The following is a 14,852-nucleotide window of genomic DNA, read 5'->3' on the forward strand; positions in this document are numbered from 1 at the left end:
GAGGAGGGCCGCCCGTGAGCCGCATTGAGCGCCGGGCGACGATGGCGGATATCGCGAGCGCCGCCGGGGTGTCGCGGACCACCGTCTCCTTCGTCCTCAACGACCGCCCGGACTCGCGCATCCCCCAGGCCACGCGGGCGAGGGTCCTCCAGGCCGCGAAGGACCTCGACTACCGGCCGCAGGGCACGGCGCGCCTCGCCCAGGCCCGTTCCCGCGGCGCCCTGGGCGTGGTCACCGACATCCTCACCGGACCCCAGGCCTCCTCCATCATCCGCGGCATGCAGGACGCCGCCCTGCGCGAGGGCATGCCCTTGCTCCTCATCCCCACCACGGGGCGCGCGGAGGACGACCGTCGCGCCGTCGCCTCGCTCCTGGAGCACCGGGTGGGCGCCGTCCTCCAGGCGCGCGCCAGCGGCGGCCAGGTCGCCGTGCCGGCCGAGGCCCGCGACATCCCCACGATCCTGGTCAACTGCCAGTCATCGGACGGCGGGCGTCCCAGTGTCCGCCCCGATGAGGAGCGCATCGCCCGTCTTGAGGCCGATGCGCTCCTGACCGGGGAGCACCGGGACATCGGCGTCATCGAGATCTCCGGGGCCGATGTCGGCAACCAGCCGCGGCGCGACGGCTACCGGGCCAGCTTCACGCGCGCCGGGATCGACTGGGATGGCGTTGCCACCGCCGTCGGGTACGGCACCATCCAGGGCGGCTACCGGGCCGCGGGCCAGCTCCTCGACGCCAACCCGTGGACGACCGCCCTCCTGTGCGGCAACAACAGGATGGCGATCGGCGCCTACGACGCCGTGCGCGAGCGCGGCCTGCGCGTGCGCGACGACGTCGCCATCATCGGCATCGACGACGAGGACCTCGCCCCCGCCCAGCTCCGCCCCGGCCTGACCTGCGTGGCGCTTCCCTTCGAGGAGATGGGGAGGGTCGGCGTCGAGCGCCTGGCGGCCATGCTGAGGGGCGAGAGCGTGCCCGCCCAGACCCTGCTGCCAGGGCGGCTCGTGCGCCGCGCCTCCATCTGAGGCCCGGTCCGAGGGGGCGCGGGCCCGGTGGGCGGTGGACCGGGCCGGCCGGGTGGACCGGGGCGCTCGGGCGGGCCCGAGTCGGCGTCGGATCGCGGCAGGATCGGGGCAGGATCATGGCAGGATCGGGGCATGGCAACCCAGGACACCCAGGACTCGGCGGCCCCGCAGGCCGAGGCCGCCGACCGCCCGAGCATCGCCTTCCGCTCCGCCTACGACCAGGGGTTCGCGCGCGTCGCCGCCGTCACCCTGCCCGTCGTCCCCGGCGACCCGGGTGAGAACGCCGCCGCCATCATCGACCGGGCCCGGGCGCTTGGGGAGGACGGCGTCTGCCTCGCCGCCTTCCCCGAGCTGTGCCTGACCGGCTACGCCATCGACGACCTCCTCCACGCCGACGTCCTCCTCGATGAGACGCTCGCCGCCATCGAGACCATCCGGGCCGCGAGCGAGGACTTCCTCCCCGCGATCGTCATCGGGGCCCCGATCCGCGTGGGCAACCGCCTGTTCAACTGCGCCGTCGTCATCGCCGGAGGGGCCGTGCGCGGCGTCGCCCCCAAGTCCTACCTGCCCACCTACCGCGAGTTCTACGAGGCCCGGCACTTCGCCGCCGGCGACGCCCCCGAGGCCGATCAGCGCCGCGCGCGCCTGCGGGGAGTGCGGGGGCCCGGGGGCCCGGGGGGCGCGGGAACCGCTGACGCGACCGTGCCCTTCGGCCCTCACCTGCTCTTCGACGTCGCCGACGTCCCCGGCCTCACTTTCCACGTGGAGGTCTGTGAGGACATGTGGGTGCCCGTCCCGCCGTCGTCCGTGGCCGCGCTCGCGGGCGCCACGGTGCTGCTCAACATCTCCTCCTCGCCGATCACCGTCGGCCGCGCCGAGGATCGTCACCTCTTGGCGCGCGCCTCCTCGGCCCGGGGCCTGGCCGCCTACGTCTACGCGGCCGCCGGGCAGGGTGAGTCGAGCACGGACCTGGCCTGGGACGGCCAGACCATGATCTACGAGAACGGTGAGTTGCTGGGCTCCTCCGAGCGCTTCCCGGACGGGCCGCGCGCCACCATCGCCGACGTCGATATCGAGGGGATGCGCGCCGAGCGCCTGCGCCAGGGGACCTTCGAGGACAACGCCCGCACCCTGGCGCGCGCCGCCGGTGGCGCGCACGCCCCGGGTCCCGCCTCCTTCGCCAACCCGCGGGCTTTCGAGCGCATCGAGATCCCCGCCGCCGACCTGCGCGCGCCTCGGACGGATATCGGGCTGCGGCGGCGCGTGGACCGCTTCCCCTTCGTGCCCGACGACCCGGCGCGCCTGGCGCAGGACTGCTACGAGGCCTACTCCATCCAGGTCGAGGCGCTCATCCAGCGCCTGCGCGCCATCGGCAACCCCAGGATCGTCATCGGCGTCTCGGGGGGGCTGGACTCCACCCAGGCGCTCATCGTGGCCGCCCGCGCCATGGACCGCCTGGGCCGCCCCCGCTCCGACATCCTGGCCTACACGATGCCCGGCTTCGCCACGAGCGCCACCACCCGCCGCAACGCCGAGGACCTCGCTGTCGGGCTCGGCTGCTCCTTCTCCGAGCTCGACATCCGTCCCACCGCCACGCAGATGCTCACTGAGATGGGGCACCCCTACGGGCGCGGCGAGCGCGGCCCCGAGGTCTACGACGTCACCTTCGAGAACGTCCAGGCAGGACTGCGCACCGACTTCCTGTTCCGCATCGCCAACGCCCGTGGCGGGATCGTGCTGGGCACGGGGGACCTCTCCGAGTTGGCGCTGGGCTGGTGCACCTTCGGCGTGGGCGACCACATGGCCCACTACGGGGTGAACGCGGGGATCCCCAAGACCCTCATCCAGCACCTCATCCGCTGGGTGGTGGCCGAGCGGATCTTCGACGACGCCGTCGGGCGCACGCTGCTGTCCATCCTCGACACCGAGATCAGCCCCGAGCTGGTGCCCGGCAGTCAGGACGAGCCCATGCAGTCCACCCAATCGCGGATCGGCCCCTACGCCCTCCAGGACTTCACCCTGTGGCACGTGCTGCGCAGGGGCTCGCGGCCCAGCCGGATCGCCTTCCTGGCGGAGAAGGCGTGGTCCAACGCCTCCGAGGGCGATTGGCCTCAGGGCCTGCCCGAGGCGGATCGGGTCGCTTACGCGCTGCCGGAGATCCGGCGCTGGGAGTTGCTGTTCCTCAAGCGCTTCTTCGCCAACCAGTTCAAGCGCTCGACCCTGCCCAACGGCCCGAAGGTCGTTGCCGGGGGGTCGCTGTCCCCCCGCGGGGACTGGCGCATGCCCTCCGACGCGAGCGGCGCCGCCTGGATCGCCGAGCTCGAGCGCAACGTCCCCCAGTCCTAGTCCTCCGCCCGCCGCTCTCGCCGAGACCGGCCCCTGCGACCGGTCTCGTCGCTGTTTTCGACCGGTCTCGGCCAGGAGGGGGAGGGGAGGGCGGTCGGATCGACGCATGTGTGACTGAGATCATGGTTAGCGTCCGAGTTAGCGATCGTCTCGTGTGAGCCATGCGATATCTACGGCGTGGCGGGCGTCTCATTGCTAACGCTTGGGGACGCGCGTTGCTAACGCCCGTTATCTCCGGTATCACCGGGGCGCATCGAGCTCTATTGGCTTGTGAGAGCGCCTATCGTCCCTGTCGCCACATCGTTTGCCGGCGTCGGGCTCGCTCGCCGTCGGCCCGACTGGAAGGCGGTTATCCGTGGTATCCGTGATCATCGCTGCTCATGGGCGCATGGCGGAGGGGCTGCTCGGCTCCTCCACCATGATCGTCGGCCCGAGCCACGACGTCGTCGCCGTCACCTTCGAGCAATCGGAGGGGCCTGACGACCTCCTCGCCAAGTACGCGGCGGCCGTTGAGGCCTCGCCGTCCGAGCGGCACCTCATCCTGTGCGACCTCTTCGGCGGGAGCCCCTACAACGCCGCGGCGCGCTTCGCGGCGGAGCGCCCCGACGCCGACGTCGTCTCCGGCGCCAATCTTCCCATGCTCGTCGAGGTCCTCGCCCGCCGCATGGCCGGCGCGGACCTGCCCGAGCTCGTCGAGGTCGCCCGCACCGCCGGCCAGGCCGGCATCAAAATCCTCTCCGAGGAGTACACCCCCAACACCTTCACCACCTCTGACGACGAAGGAGACGAGCTCTGATGGACATCAAGCTCCTGCGCATCGATTCCCGTCTGGTTCACGGACAGGTCGCCAACAACTGGGCGGGCTCCCTGGGCGCCGAGGCCATCCTCGCGGTCTCGGACAGCGCCGCCAATGACGAGCTGCGGAAGTCCCTCCTCCTTCAAACCGGCGGCGGCAAGGTCAAGGTCCACGTCCTGGGTGTGGAGAAGGCGGCGCGGGTCTACAAGAACCCCAAGTACGCCGCTCTCAAGGCCATCATCGTGGTCGAGACGCCCGCGGACATCGTGAGGCTCCTCGACCTCGGGATCGAGGCCAGCGAGGTCAACGTGGGCGGCATGACCTTCAAGCAGGGGACCTCACAGGTGTCCCAGGCCGTCTACGCCTCCCCCGAGGACGTCGCCGCCTTCACCGAGATCGACTCCCGGGGCATCCCCCAGTACATCCAGCAGGTCCCCTCCACGGGTCGTTCCGACCTCATGCCCACCCTCAAGTCGAAGGGGCTGGCGTAGGGCCGGCCTCGCGCTGAGCCCACGCGAAAGGTTCTCCCATGCATGACATCTCCACAATCCAGATCATCCTGGTCACCATCGTCGCCTTCATCGCGGGGCTGGGGAGCGTCCTCGACGAGCGCCAGTTCCACCGCCCCCTCGTCGCCTGCACCCTGACCGGACTCGCCCTGGGCCAGCCCACCGTCGGCATCGTCGTCGGGGGCACCCTGGAGCTGATCGCGCTGGGCTGGCTGAACGTCGGCGCCGCCATGGCCCCCGACGCGGCCATGGCCTCGACCATCTCCACCGTCATCGCCGTCGCCTCCATGAACGGCGCCGGTGGCACGAAGGCGGCCATCGATGCCGCTATCGGCGTCGCCGTCCCACTGGCCGTCGCCGGTCAGGCCCTGACGATCTTCGTGCGAACCATCGCCGTGTTCTTCGCCCACCAAGCCGATCGATACGCCAAGCAGGCCAACTACCGGGGCATCGTGGCCATGCACTTTACCGCCCTGGGCCTCCAGGGCCTGCGCGTGGCCATCCCCACCGCGATCGTCGCGGCGCTTGCCTCCGGCGACGCCGTCAACAAGGCGCTGGACGCCATCCCCGAGGTCATCACCAAGGGACTGGGAATCGCCGGTGGATTCATCGTCGTCGTCGGATACGCGATGGTCATCAACATGATGAAGGCCCGCAAGCTCATGCCCTTCTTCTTCCTGGGCTTCGTCTTCGCCACCTTCGCCACGACGATCGCCGGCAAGGGCTCCGTCGCCGCCCCCCAGGGCGCCGGGGACATGGCGAACTGGGTCCTCCAGGTCATGCCGACCGGAGTGACGCTCGTGGGCCTGGGCATCGTGGGCGCCTGCCTCGCCGTCATCTACACCCAGCTCAACCCCGAGTTCGCCAAGCCGGCCCCCGCGCCCCAGGCAGTCCCCGCGCCCGCCGGTGGCGGCGCCTACGCGGACGATGACCTCGACGACGAGCTCGACTGAGTGAATGGAGAACATGATCATGACTTCCACCACGACCGCTGAGCGCTCCCTGACCAACAGGGACTTGCGGTCCATGTACTGGCGCTCGACGACGCTCCTGGGCTCCTTCAACTTCGAGCGCATGCAGGCGATGGGCTTCTGCTTCACCCTCATGCCCGTGATTAAGAAGGTCTACAAGGGCGACAAGGCCGCGCAGGCCGCCGCTCTCGAGCGCCACCTGGAGTTCTACAACACCCACCCGTGGGTGTCCTCCGTCGTCTTCGGCATCACCGCCGCCATGGAGGAGCAGCGCGCCAAGGGCGAGCCCATCGGCGACGACACCATCACCAACGTCAAGATCGGCCTCATGGGGCCGCTCGCCGGAGTTGGCGACCCCATCTTCTGGGGAACCGCCCGGCCCGTCCTGGCGGCCCTGGGCGCCTCGCTGGCGCTCGACGGCTCCATCGTGGGTCCCCTGCTGTTCTTCCTGGGCATCAACGTCCTGCGCGTGGCTACGCGCTGGTACGGGCTCAAGCTCGGCTACGAGCGGGGCACCGCGATGGTCACCGAGGTCGGCGGCGGCCAACTCAAGAAGATCACCCAGATGGCTGCCGTCATGGGCCTGTTCGTCATGGGCGCCCTGGTCTCGAAGTGGACGACGATCAACTTCCCGGCCGTGGTCGCGTCGGTCGAGAACCGGGACACCGGCATCGTCACCGACACGACGCTGCAGATGATCCTCGATCAGCTGCTGCCGGGAGTGGCCGCGCTGGGACTGACCTTCCTGTGCATGTGGCTGCTCAACAAGAAGGTCAACGCGCTGTGGATCATCCTGGGCATGTTCGTCGTCGGCATCCTCGGCGCCTGGACGGGCCTCCTCGGCTGAGCCGGTGGGCGGCCCCATGCCCTAGGCTGCGAGGGGCGCGTGGAGCGCCGCTCCCGCGCCCCTCGCGCGCGCAGGCGCCGTCGCCTGCGCCAGGCCCGATTCGCCCTGAGATCCGCCAGCCCAGCCAGAAGCCCAACGGAGGGCCCATGCGACGCCTCATCGTCACCGACCTCGACTCCACCATCATCTTCAATCGCGCCGTGGCCCGGGCCGACCGCGAGGCCATGGAGCGCTGGCGAGCTGCCGGCAACCTGCTCGCCATCGACACCGGCAAATCCATCTTCGCCGCGCGCGGCGTCCTGGAACCCGAAGGGGTGCGCTTCGACTACGGCGTCGTCTTCACCGGCGCCGTCCTCATCGATGGCGAGTACCGGGTCCTCGCGGCCCGCCACCTCCCCGACGGAGTCGCCCGCGCCATCGTCGAGGACACCGCCGGCCTACCCGGCGTGACCACCTACGCCACCACGATCACGCAGGACTACATCCTGGCCGACAACAACGGCGACACCTCCCCCATCCTCCAGGTCTTCGAGCCCATGAGTGCCGCGCTGATGAGTGAGCATCGCTTCATCGGGGTGCCGCTGCGTGTCACCGACGACTTCCTGCGCGAGCGCATCGAGATCGAGGCCGTCGAGCGCTGGGGGGCGGGCATCGAGTGCCACCGCAACCTGGAGTTCCTCGACATCGTGCCGACCGGATCCTCCAAGGGGGGCGGGCTCGCCGAACTCCTCGCCGGCCCCCTGGCGCCCATCCGGGCCTCCGAGGGCCTTGAGGTGTGGACGCTCGGGGACTCCTACAACGACGTCTCCATGCACGCCCTCGCGGACCACCCCATCACCCTGCCCTGGGCCCCGCCCGAGGTTAGCCGGGCCTGCGAGCGCGTGGTCGGTTCCATGGCCGAGCTCATCGACGACCTCCTCGGCCAGGTCCCACCGGTCCTCTGAGGTGAGATAGCCGTCATCGCCTTGGTATTCTGACCGCATGATGCGCCGCCTCAACACCCTGCTCACCAGCACGGTCCCCCGGGCCGCTGCGGCGGCGCTCCTCGCCGTCGTCGGACTAGCCGGATGCGCTGAGTCCACGCCCGCCGCCGCCCCCAGCACCGCGGCCACGGCGGCACCCGCCGGCGCCGAGCAGCCCGGCGCGGGGCTACCCACCGAGCTGCGCACCGCCACCACGACCCCCGCCCCGCTCGCTGCCGTCACCGCTTCCGCGCAGTGCGCGGCGATGGACGGCGTCGTCGGGAGGGCCCTGGCCGAGACCCCCGAGGGGCAGCGCTACACGGCGCTCGCCGACTCGAAGGACCCCGTGGCCAAGCAGAAAGCCTGGGAGTCCTTCGCCGGAGTGCTCGCGTCGAGCCACCGGGGCCAGCTGGCCGACGCCGCCGGCTCCGACCCGACGGCCACCGCCGCCCTGACCTCCCTGGACGCCTACGTGAGCGTGGCCGGCAGGCTCTCGGGCGGCGAGATCTCCGAGTATGCGGACGCCGCCCAGGCCGAGGACGACATCAAGTCCGGGCGGACCCCGACGCCCAACCCCGAGTACCAGGCCGCCGCCGAATCCCGCGCGCAGGCGCAGATCGCCCTCACCGGCTGCCTATCGACCTGGCCGGTAGTCTTCTGACCCCGCCCCACGCTCCTCCCAGGCCCCGCCCTGAGACGAAACCCGCCCAACTCCACAGCCGGCGCGATGAAGCGCCCCTCCCCACGAGAGAAGAACCCATGCACTGGACACGGAGCGCCGCCCGCCGACTCGCGGCCGCGGGCCTCGCCGCCGCCCTCGCCCTCCCCCTCGCCGCACAGGCGAGCGCGGTCGATGACCCGGGGGCGACGCCATCCCCGAGCGCCCCGGCGTCGACCACCGGTTCGGGCGCCGGGAACCGCCTGGGCCCCGCGCCCTCGGAGGGCCGGCCCGACGCGGGCGCGACGCCGTCGGCGATTGATCCTGGGGCGGCCGGGCCCGCGGCCGTGGCCCCTCGGCCGGAGGAGCGTCAGGCCGCCGCCGTGCCCGCCATCGCCCCGTCCTCCGTCAACCCCGCCGGCACATGGGTCAAGGCCGACTGGCGTTGGTGGTGGAGGAACCCCGACGGCACCTTCCCCCGCTCCCAGTGCGCCCCCATCGACTACGCCATCTACTGCTTCGACGCCGAGGGCTACATGCGCACCGGCTGGTGGAAGGACGACGCCGGCTGGCACTACAACCGCGCCTCCGGCACCCAGTACACCGGCTGGCTCAAGGATCGCGGGCACTGGTACTACCTCGACCCCTCCAGTGGCGTCATGAGCACGGGCAGCCTCACCGTGGACGGGGCGCGCTACTACCTCGCCGCCGACGGCGCCATGGCGCTCGGATGGATCAAGCACGCCGATGGCTGGCGCTACTACACCCCCTCTACCGGAGCCATGGCCACCGGGTGGCTCGGCCTGGACGAGTGGTATTACATGGACCCCTCCAGTGGCATCATGGCCACCGGCAGCCGGAGCATCGATGGCAAGACCTACTGGTTCTACGACTCCGGGGCCTGGTGGGCCTACTGGGCGCCGTCGTGGTTCCTCCAGCCCACCAAGACCATCACCCCGCTCAACGGCGCCAGCAATAACCTCACCATCGGGATGAACGGCGTCAAGGTGAGGATCGTGCAGCAGTCCCTGGGCCTGTGGAGCCCCTCGAAGCTCGCCTCGGTGGACGACGCCCTCATGTCCGCCGTCGCCAACTTCCAGAGCCGTGCCGGGCTGCCGGCCACCGGCGTCGTCGACAAGGCCACCTGGGACGCCCTGGGAACCGGCTACGACTGGTTCGCCATTGAGGACCACCACGCCACCCCCATCCGCCTGAGCGCCACCCGCTCCGAGCGCATCGAGGCGATGATCGGCTACGCGCAAGACCAGATCGGATCGAGCTACACCTGGGGCGGGGCCGGCCCCTACGGCCTCGGCTACGACTGCTCCGGCCTGGTCCTCCAGTCCCTCTACGCCGGCGGCCTCGACCCCCAGCCCATCAACACCCACCGGCACGCCTGGCCGGACTACCGCACCTCGCAGGAACTCTTCCGCCACCCCAGGATGCAGCACATCCCGCTGTCCCAGCGCCAGCGCGGCGACCTCATCTTCTACGTCGACGGCTCGGGCACGATCACGCATGTGGCCATCTACCTCGGCGGCGACCAGGTGGTCCACACCGACTGGATGGGACGGCCCGCGCGCATCCAGCACATCACCGTCGGTTACGGCTGGAGCGGCATGGTCGGAGAGGTCGTGCGCCCCTTCCCGGAGAACTGATCCGGGGATCTGAGCGGCGAGCCCCGCCCTTCCGCTCGTTGGAGCGATGAGGCGCCCCCGCCCTGGAACGGGGCGGGGGCGCCTCTGGAGCGGGATCCGAATGCCGCCGGTGCCGGGGCGTGACCTTCAGAGGGCTCAGTTCTTGGGGGCGCTGTGGCGGTAGACGTTCGTCTCGCGCAACTCGAAGCCGCAGCGCTGGTACAGCCGGTTGGCTGCCTCGCGGGACGGGCGCGAGGTGAGGTCGACGGTGCGCGCCCCCAGCTCCCGGGCGTGGGCGACCGCCGCCTCGACGAGTTGCCTGCCGGCGCCCTGGCCGCGCGCCTCAGCGTCGACGACGACGTCCTCCACCCAGGCCCGCAGGCCCGTGGGGATCGTGAAGGTCGCCAGCGTCAGCATGCCCAGGATCGGGGCGGGGGCGCCGTCGGCGGGGGAGTCCGGGCGGAAGACGAAGAGATAGACGCCGTCCTGCGCGAGGAGCGCCTCGCACTGCTCGGCGGTGAGGGCGGGGGCGCTGCGGGAGAGTTGGGGGATGAGGCGCTCCATCGCCTCGACGAGCTCGGGTCCGGCCTGGGTGACGATCTCGGTGGCCATCGTGGTGCCTCTCTGCGTGACTGCCGCGGGACGCGCGCCGTCTGAGGGTCGGCGCGTTTGCCCTGAGCCTAGCCGTGATGGTCCGGGGCGCGGGCGGTCCGGGAGCGCGGCGTCGGCATCGGGGGTAGTCTCGGGGAGCCCAGCGCGGCACCGTTGGGACGAGCACTCGGCCGGAGGAGGCCCCGCCATGACTGAGCACACCGAGCTGACCCGGACAGCGGGCCGGAGCGAGTCGGCCGGGGACGGCGCGCCGCCCGCCCCGGAGCGCGTCTTCGAGGCCGACGAGATCTTCTTCTCCACCACCGACGCGGCCGGTCGCATCCGCCGCGCCAACTCGATCTTCATGAGGCTGTCCGGCTACCCGCGCGGGGCGCTCGTGGGTCGGGCTCACAACGTGGTGCGCCACGCCGTCATGCCCGCCGGGCTCTTCCGCGGGGTGTGGGAGGACATCGAGGCCGGCCACGCCGCCAGCGCCTACATCACCAACCGATCCTCCGACGGCGGGCACTACCGGGTATTCGCCACCATCGTCCCCTCGGGAAGCGGCTACCTGTCCATCCGCACCCTCCCCCAGCTCACCGAGCAGCGCGACGCCTTCGAGCGGGCCTTCGAGCGGGTGCGGGAGGTCGAGGCGGCCTCAGCCGCCGGCGGCTCGACCCGGCGGGAGGTCGCCGCCGCCGGGCAGGCGGCGCTGAGCCGCGAGCTGGAGGCGCTGGGGTATGAGTCGACGGTCGACTTCACCCGGCAGGCCGTGGCCTCCGAGGTGGCCGCGCTCGTGGCCGCCGGGGTCGGCATCCCGAGCGCGGAGGGGGCTGAGGGGCCGGTGGCCCGCGTGCTGGCGGAGATGCAGGCGATCGAGGAGGCCACCAGTGGGCACCTCGCCCTCCTCGACGAGCTCGCCCGCCTCGTGCGCCTCCTGGAGCGCCGCGCCACCGACATCCAGGCGCTCTCGACGAGGCTGGCCGAGCTGCGCGCCGCCCTGCGCGCCACGCGCGACGAGGTCGCGCGCCTCGACGCGTTGCGGCCCGATGCGGGCGGGGATGCCAGCGTCATCGGCGCGGGCGCTGGTGCCGCGGGCTTCGAGGAGCGCTACCGGAGGGTCGACGCCCTCGTCCTGGAATGCGCCGAGGAACTGCGGCCCCTGGCCGGGCAGGTCTCCGAGCTGCGCGGCGATGCCTACTCCGTGCGCTTCGCTATCGCCCTCATGCGCCTGCACAACCTCGCCTCGGGGTTCTTCGCGGCCCAGATCCTCGCCGGGGATGACGACGTGGCTGAGAACGACGCTGTCGGCTCCCTCGAGGAGTTGACGAGCGCCCTGAGCGAGGGCATCACGCGGCTCACCGATCACCGGGCCCTGCTGGAGGCCCGGCGAGAGCTCGTCGGCGGGGAGCTCGACGCCGTCGCCGAGGAGCTCACGGCCACGCGAGGCCCACTTACCGAGCTCCTGGCCGAGGCCGCCGCGGCGAGCGTCGGGGAGAGCGAGGAGGTGCGGAGGGCCGCCTCGCTCTGCGAGGACGGCTTCCCCGAGGCGCGCGACCTGGCGGATCTGGCCGGTGCCATCCGTGATCTGGAGATCCCCATGCTGGCCGCCGAGATCCAGGAGCGCATCACCGCCGTGCGGCGCGCCCTGGCTGAGTTGCGCTGAGTTGCCCCGAGCCGTGCTGAGCCGCGCGGAGCGTTCCGCGCTGAGCCGTGCGGCGCGTTCCGCGCTGACAGGAGCCGAAATCACCGACCGGTGCGGGCAGGACGCACCGCTCGGCGCGGATGGCACCGCTGGGTGTAGGTGGCGCCAGTGGGTGTAGGCGGCACCGCTCGGCGTGGATGGCGGCGCTCGGTTCGGCCGCGCTGGGCCCTGGCCCCTCTTGAGCAGCACTGGTGAGGAGTGCCGCCAGGGTCACGCGCGCAACGGCCATGGCGCGGGCATCTGTGCCAGACCGGCTCTGACCAGGCGCTCGATCATCGCTGCGCCGTCGTGATACCAGGCGTCGGCCCAGCGCCACCGCCGCACCTTGACGCCGTACAGGTCCTCGAGGTCGTTCTGCCGGTCCTTCTCATCGAGCAGCACCGCCCGCGGGTCCTTCCCGAAGGACGCGGCGTCGTATTTGATCCTGCCGTCGTACTCGCCGACCAGGTTGATCTGGGCCCAGAAGAAGTCGACGCGGATCACCCGGCCACCGACGTCCAGCACGTACTGCAGGACCGGCCGCGGCAAGCGCCCCTGCCATTGGCGCACCCGCGACACGGACTCGCCCGGCGACTCGGAGCGCTTATCGGCCAGGCCGAGGGCGGTCCGCGCGGTCCGCACTCCCCGGCTGCCGGCCGGCAGCCGCTCCAGCGCCTCTTGGATCTCCTCCCAGACGCACAGTTCCTCATGGAGGGCGGCATCCATCGCGCACACGCCCGGGATGAGACCGCCCCAGCGAGCGATGTCGATGACGGTGTCCGCGACCGACGACAGGAGGAGGCCCTGGTTCTCCGAGATGCCCGTCAGCCCCTCCCTATGGCGGCGGTGAAGCAGCGTGGTCGCGCTCCGCTGGCCGGACACGCGCAGCGCTTCCACTCGGCCCAGGCGCATCCCGACGATCGGCAGGCCGTAGGCGACCGCGGCCGAGGCCCCGATCAGGATCGTGCCCTGCTCGATGCGCCGCACCGCCTCGATGAGAACCTCGTGGCGCTCTCGCGGCGCCATCGTCCCCCAGGAGGCCGCCTCCGTGTAGATCCCCGAGGCGATCCGTATCAGGCCATCGATCCGCTCGGGGTGCCGGGGACCGTTGTCCAGTGTCGCCGTCTCCTTGGCGATCACGATGACCGGCGCTGGTGGGGAAGTGAGCCGGGCGGGTCCCGGTTGGGCTGCGTTCATGGAGTCGAGCGTGCGGCGTCTTCCGCGGCTCTTGGGTATCCCTTCCCCAGAAGCGGGCCTTGAGTGTGCTCGGCGCTCCCTGTGGTTCCCGATCCGCCGTGACCATTGCCGCGCATTGGTGGGAGGTCTCTATGAGATCGGGCGGATGCCGGTGGGACGGCGTGGATCGCGATGCCGACTGGCGCGTTTCGCACTGACAGGAGCCGAAATCACCGACCGGTGCGGGCAGGACGCACCTCTCGGTGTGGGTGGCACCTCTCGGTGCGGATGGCGCTGCTGGGCGCGGATGGGCCGCCTCAGCGCGCGAGCTCGACGAGCACCTCGGCGTGCGAGGTGTGCGGGAACATGTCGAATAGGCGCGCGCGGCGGGCGCGCAGCGACGGCATCCTCTCCAGATCGACGGCCAGCGTCGCCGGATTGCATGAGGAGTACAGCACCCGCTCCACCCCCGAGGCCTCGATCCGCCCCGCTAGCTCCTCCCCGATCCCGCGCCTCGGCGGGTTGACGACGAGAAGATCCGGAAGGCCGCCGAGTTCACGCGCTGCCGAGGGATCGAGCACGCGGGCATCGCCAGCCTCGAACCGGACCCGATCAGCGGGCAGGCCCGCCAGCGCCGCCGAGGCCCGCGCGCCGTCGATCGCCGACGACGAGATCTCCACCCCGAGCACACTTGGCCCCGGATCCCCGCCCTGACCCGCAGCCCCCGCGAGCGCCAGCGCGAAACCGCCCACTCCGCAGAACAGGTCCCATATTCGCCGTGCCGGCGCCGCGCCATCGGGGGAGTCTCCCGCCCAGTCGCGGGCCGTCGCGTACAACGCCTCAGCAACGGCGGTATTCGTCTGGAAGAAGGAGCGCGTCGGCAGATAGAGCGCCAGCTCGCGCGGAGCGGATGCCGTCGACCCTCCCGGGGCCGTCCGTGCCCCGTCCGGCAGTGACAGGCGCATGAGAAGGCTGTCCTCCTCGGTGAGCACGATCTCCTCATCCCCCTCCAGGATGGCCTGGTGGATGGGCTGGATATTCGCGCTGGCCACGGCGAGCGTTGGCAGGAGGCCCCGCAGGCGCGCCAGCCCGTCGCGCAGCCTCCCCACCAGGCGCCGGCTGCGCAGGACGAAGCGGACCATGAGGTCGCCGTCAGGGGAGGCGGTGACGAGGAGGTGCTTGAGCTCGCCGCGCCGGCTCAGGATGGAGTAGGGCTCCAGGCCCGCCCAGCTGATGAAGCCCGCGAGCACCGGCAGGGCCTCCTCGATCGCCGGCGCATGGAGAGGGCAGGAGCGCAGGTCGACGGCGCCGCCCCAGCGATCCGCCAGGCCCAGGATCGGCGCGTCCACCGTCCCGCTGACCGCCATCTTCGCCTTGTTGCGGAAGCGCGAGGGCTCGCTCATGGCCGGGGCGGCCCAGGCGGTGTTGGGCACGCGCGCGCCCAGTCGCTGGGCGACGTCGCCCTGCTTGGCTGCCAGTTGATCGGGAAGTTCCATGCCCATCCGCGGGCAGGAGCGGCAGTCGCCCGAGTCGTGCAGCGCGCATGAGGCTCCCGACGGCGTCGCCGGCGCGGGCGGCGCGTCCGGGCCGAGGGCGCCGACGATACGGTCGACATGACGGTCGATGGGCATGCCCGAGGATATCCCGGTC

At 71.6% G+C, this 14,852-nt stretch carries 13 protein-coding genes; 10 read left to right on the top strand and 3 right to left on the bottom strand.

Translation table 11 applies throughout. From position 1 onward, the window contains the following. Positions 1-14: 14 nt before the first annotated feature. The 9 genes from GVV75_RS03770 (at position 15) to GVV75_RS03810 (ending at position 9,772) form a co-directional block, all read left to right on the top strand. Complete coding sequence (locus GVV75_RS03770) at positions 15-1,025, top strand: LacI family DNA-binding transcriptional regulator (protein WP_328703533.1); 1,011 nt, start codon at positions 15-17, stop codon at positions 1,023-1,025. A 132-nt stretch (positions 1,026-1,157) separates the two neighbouring features. Further along, entirely contained in the window at positions 1,158-3,371 is a 2,214-nt protein-coding gene (locus GVV75_RS03775) for an NAD(+) synthase (protein ID WP_159813544.1), read from the top strand. 355 nt (positions 3,372-3,726) lie between these two features. Continuing rightward, positions 3,727-4,167, top strand: coding sequence for a PTS sugar transporter subunit IIA (locus GVV75_RS03780; RefSeq protein WP_159717256.1), 441 nt, complete (start codon positions 3,727-3,729; stop codon positions 4,165-4,167). After that, entirely contained in the window at positions 4,167-4,658 is a 492-nt protein-coding gene (locus tag GVV75_RS03785; RefSeq protein WP_159813546.1) for a PTS system mannose/fructose/N-acetylgalactosamine-transporter subunit IIB, read from the top strand. The genes GVV75_RS03780 and GVV75_RS03785 overlap by 1 nt, the downstream gene beginning before the upstream one ends. A 38-nt stretch (positions 4,659-4,696) precedes the next feature. After that, positions 4,697-5,629 (top strand): PTS mannose/fructose/sorbose transporter subunit IIC, encoded by a 933-nt coding sequence (locus tag GVV75_RS03790; RefSeq protein ID WP_159624077.1) that lies wholly within the window; start codon positions 4,697-4,699, stop codon positions 5,627-5,629. 19 nt (positions 5,630-5,648) lie between these two features. Next, positions 5,649-6,494 carry a PTS system mannose/fructose/sorbose family transporter subunit IID gene (locus GVV75_RS03795; protein ID WP_159522497.1) on the top strand — a complete coding sequence of 282 codons (846 nt, stop codon included), beginning with the start codon at positions 5,649-5,651 and terminating at the stop codon, positions 6,492-6,494. A 146-nt stretch (positions 6,495-6,640) separates the two neighbouring features. Further along, positions 6,641-7,438, top strand: a complete 798-nt coding sequence (locus GVV75_RS03800; RefSeq protein WP_159624075.1) for an HAD family hydrolase — start codon at positions 6,641-6,643, stop codon at positions 7,436-7,438. Positions 7,439-7,475: 37 nt separating this feature from the next. Continuing rightward, the gene (locus GVV75_RS03805; RefSeq protein ID WP_159813548.1) at positions 7,476-8,117 is read left to right on the top strand and encodes a hypothetical protein; all 642 of its coding nucleotides are present in this window, start codon (positions 7,476-7,478) and stop codon (positions 8,115-8,117) included. Between the two features lie 98 nt (positions 8,118-8,215). Continuing rightward, positions 8,216-9,772, top strand: coding sequence for an NlpC/P60 family protein (locus tag GVV75_RS03810; RefSeq protein ID WP_159813550.1), 1,557 nt, complete (start codon positions 8,216-8,218; stop codon positions 9,770-9,772). 135 nt (positions 9,773-9,907) lie between these two features. Here the strand turns inward: GVV75_RS03810 and GVV75_RS03815 are convergent, their stop codons facing one another. After that, positions 9,908-10,363, bottom strand: coding sequence for a GNAT family N-acetyltransferase (locus GVV75_RS03815; RefSeq protein ID WP_159624069.1), 456 nt, complete (start codon positions 10,361-10,363; stop codon positions 9,908-9,910). Positions 10,364-10,550: 187 nt separating this feature from the next. Here GVV75_RS03815 and GVV75_RS03820 point away from each other — a divergent pair, with 187 nt between their 5' ends. After that, complete coding sequence (locus GVV75_RS03820; RefSeq protein WP_159813552.1) at positions 10,551-12,008, top strand: chemotaxis protein; 1,458 nt, start codon at positions 10,551-10,553, stop codon at positions 12,006-12,008. A 249-nt stretch (positions 12,009-12,257) separates the two neighbouring features. Here GVV75_RS03820 and GVV75_RS03825 read toward each other — a convergent pair whose 3' ends face one another. Both GVV75_RS03825 and GVV75_RS03830 read right to left on the bottom strand, forming a co-directional pair. Further along, positions 12,258-13,223 (bottom strand): hypothetical protein, encoded by a 966-nt coding sequence (locus tag GVV75_RS03825; RefSeq protein WP_159813554.1) that lies wholly within the window; start codon positions 13,221-13,223, stop codon positions 12,258-12,260. Positions 13,224-13,519: 296 nt separating this feature from the next. Further along, positions 13,520-14,833, bottom strand: a complete 1,314-nt coding sequence (locus GVV75_RS03830) for a methyltransferase domain-containing protein (protein ID WP_159813556.1) — start codon at positions 14,831-14,833, stop codon at positions 13,520-13,522. Positions 14,834-14,852: the final 19 nt, after the last annotated feature.

It is taken from the genome of Actinomyces sp. zg328 (assembly GCF_009829635.1).
GTDB classification, from domain to species: domain Bacteria; phylum Actinomycetota; class Actinomycetes; order Actinomycetales; family Actinomycetaceae; genus Actinomyces; species Actinomyces marmotae.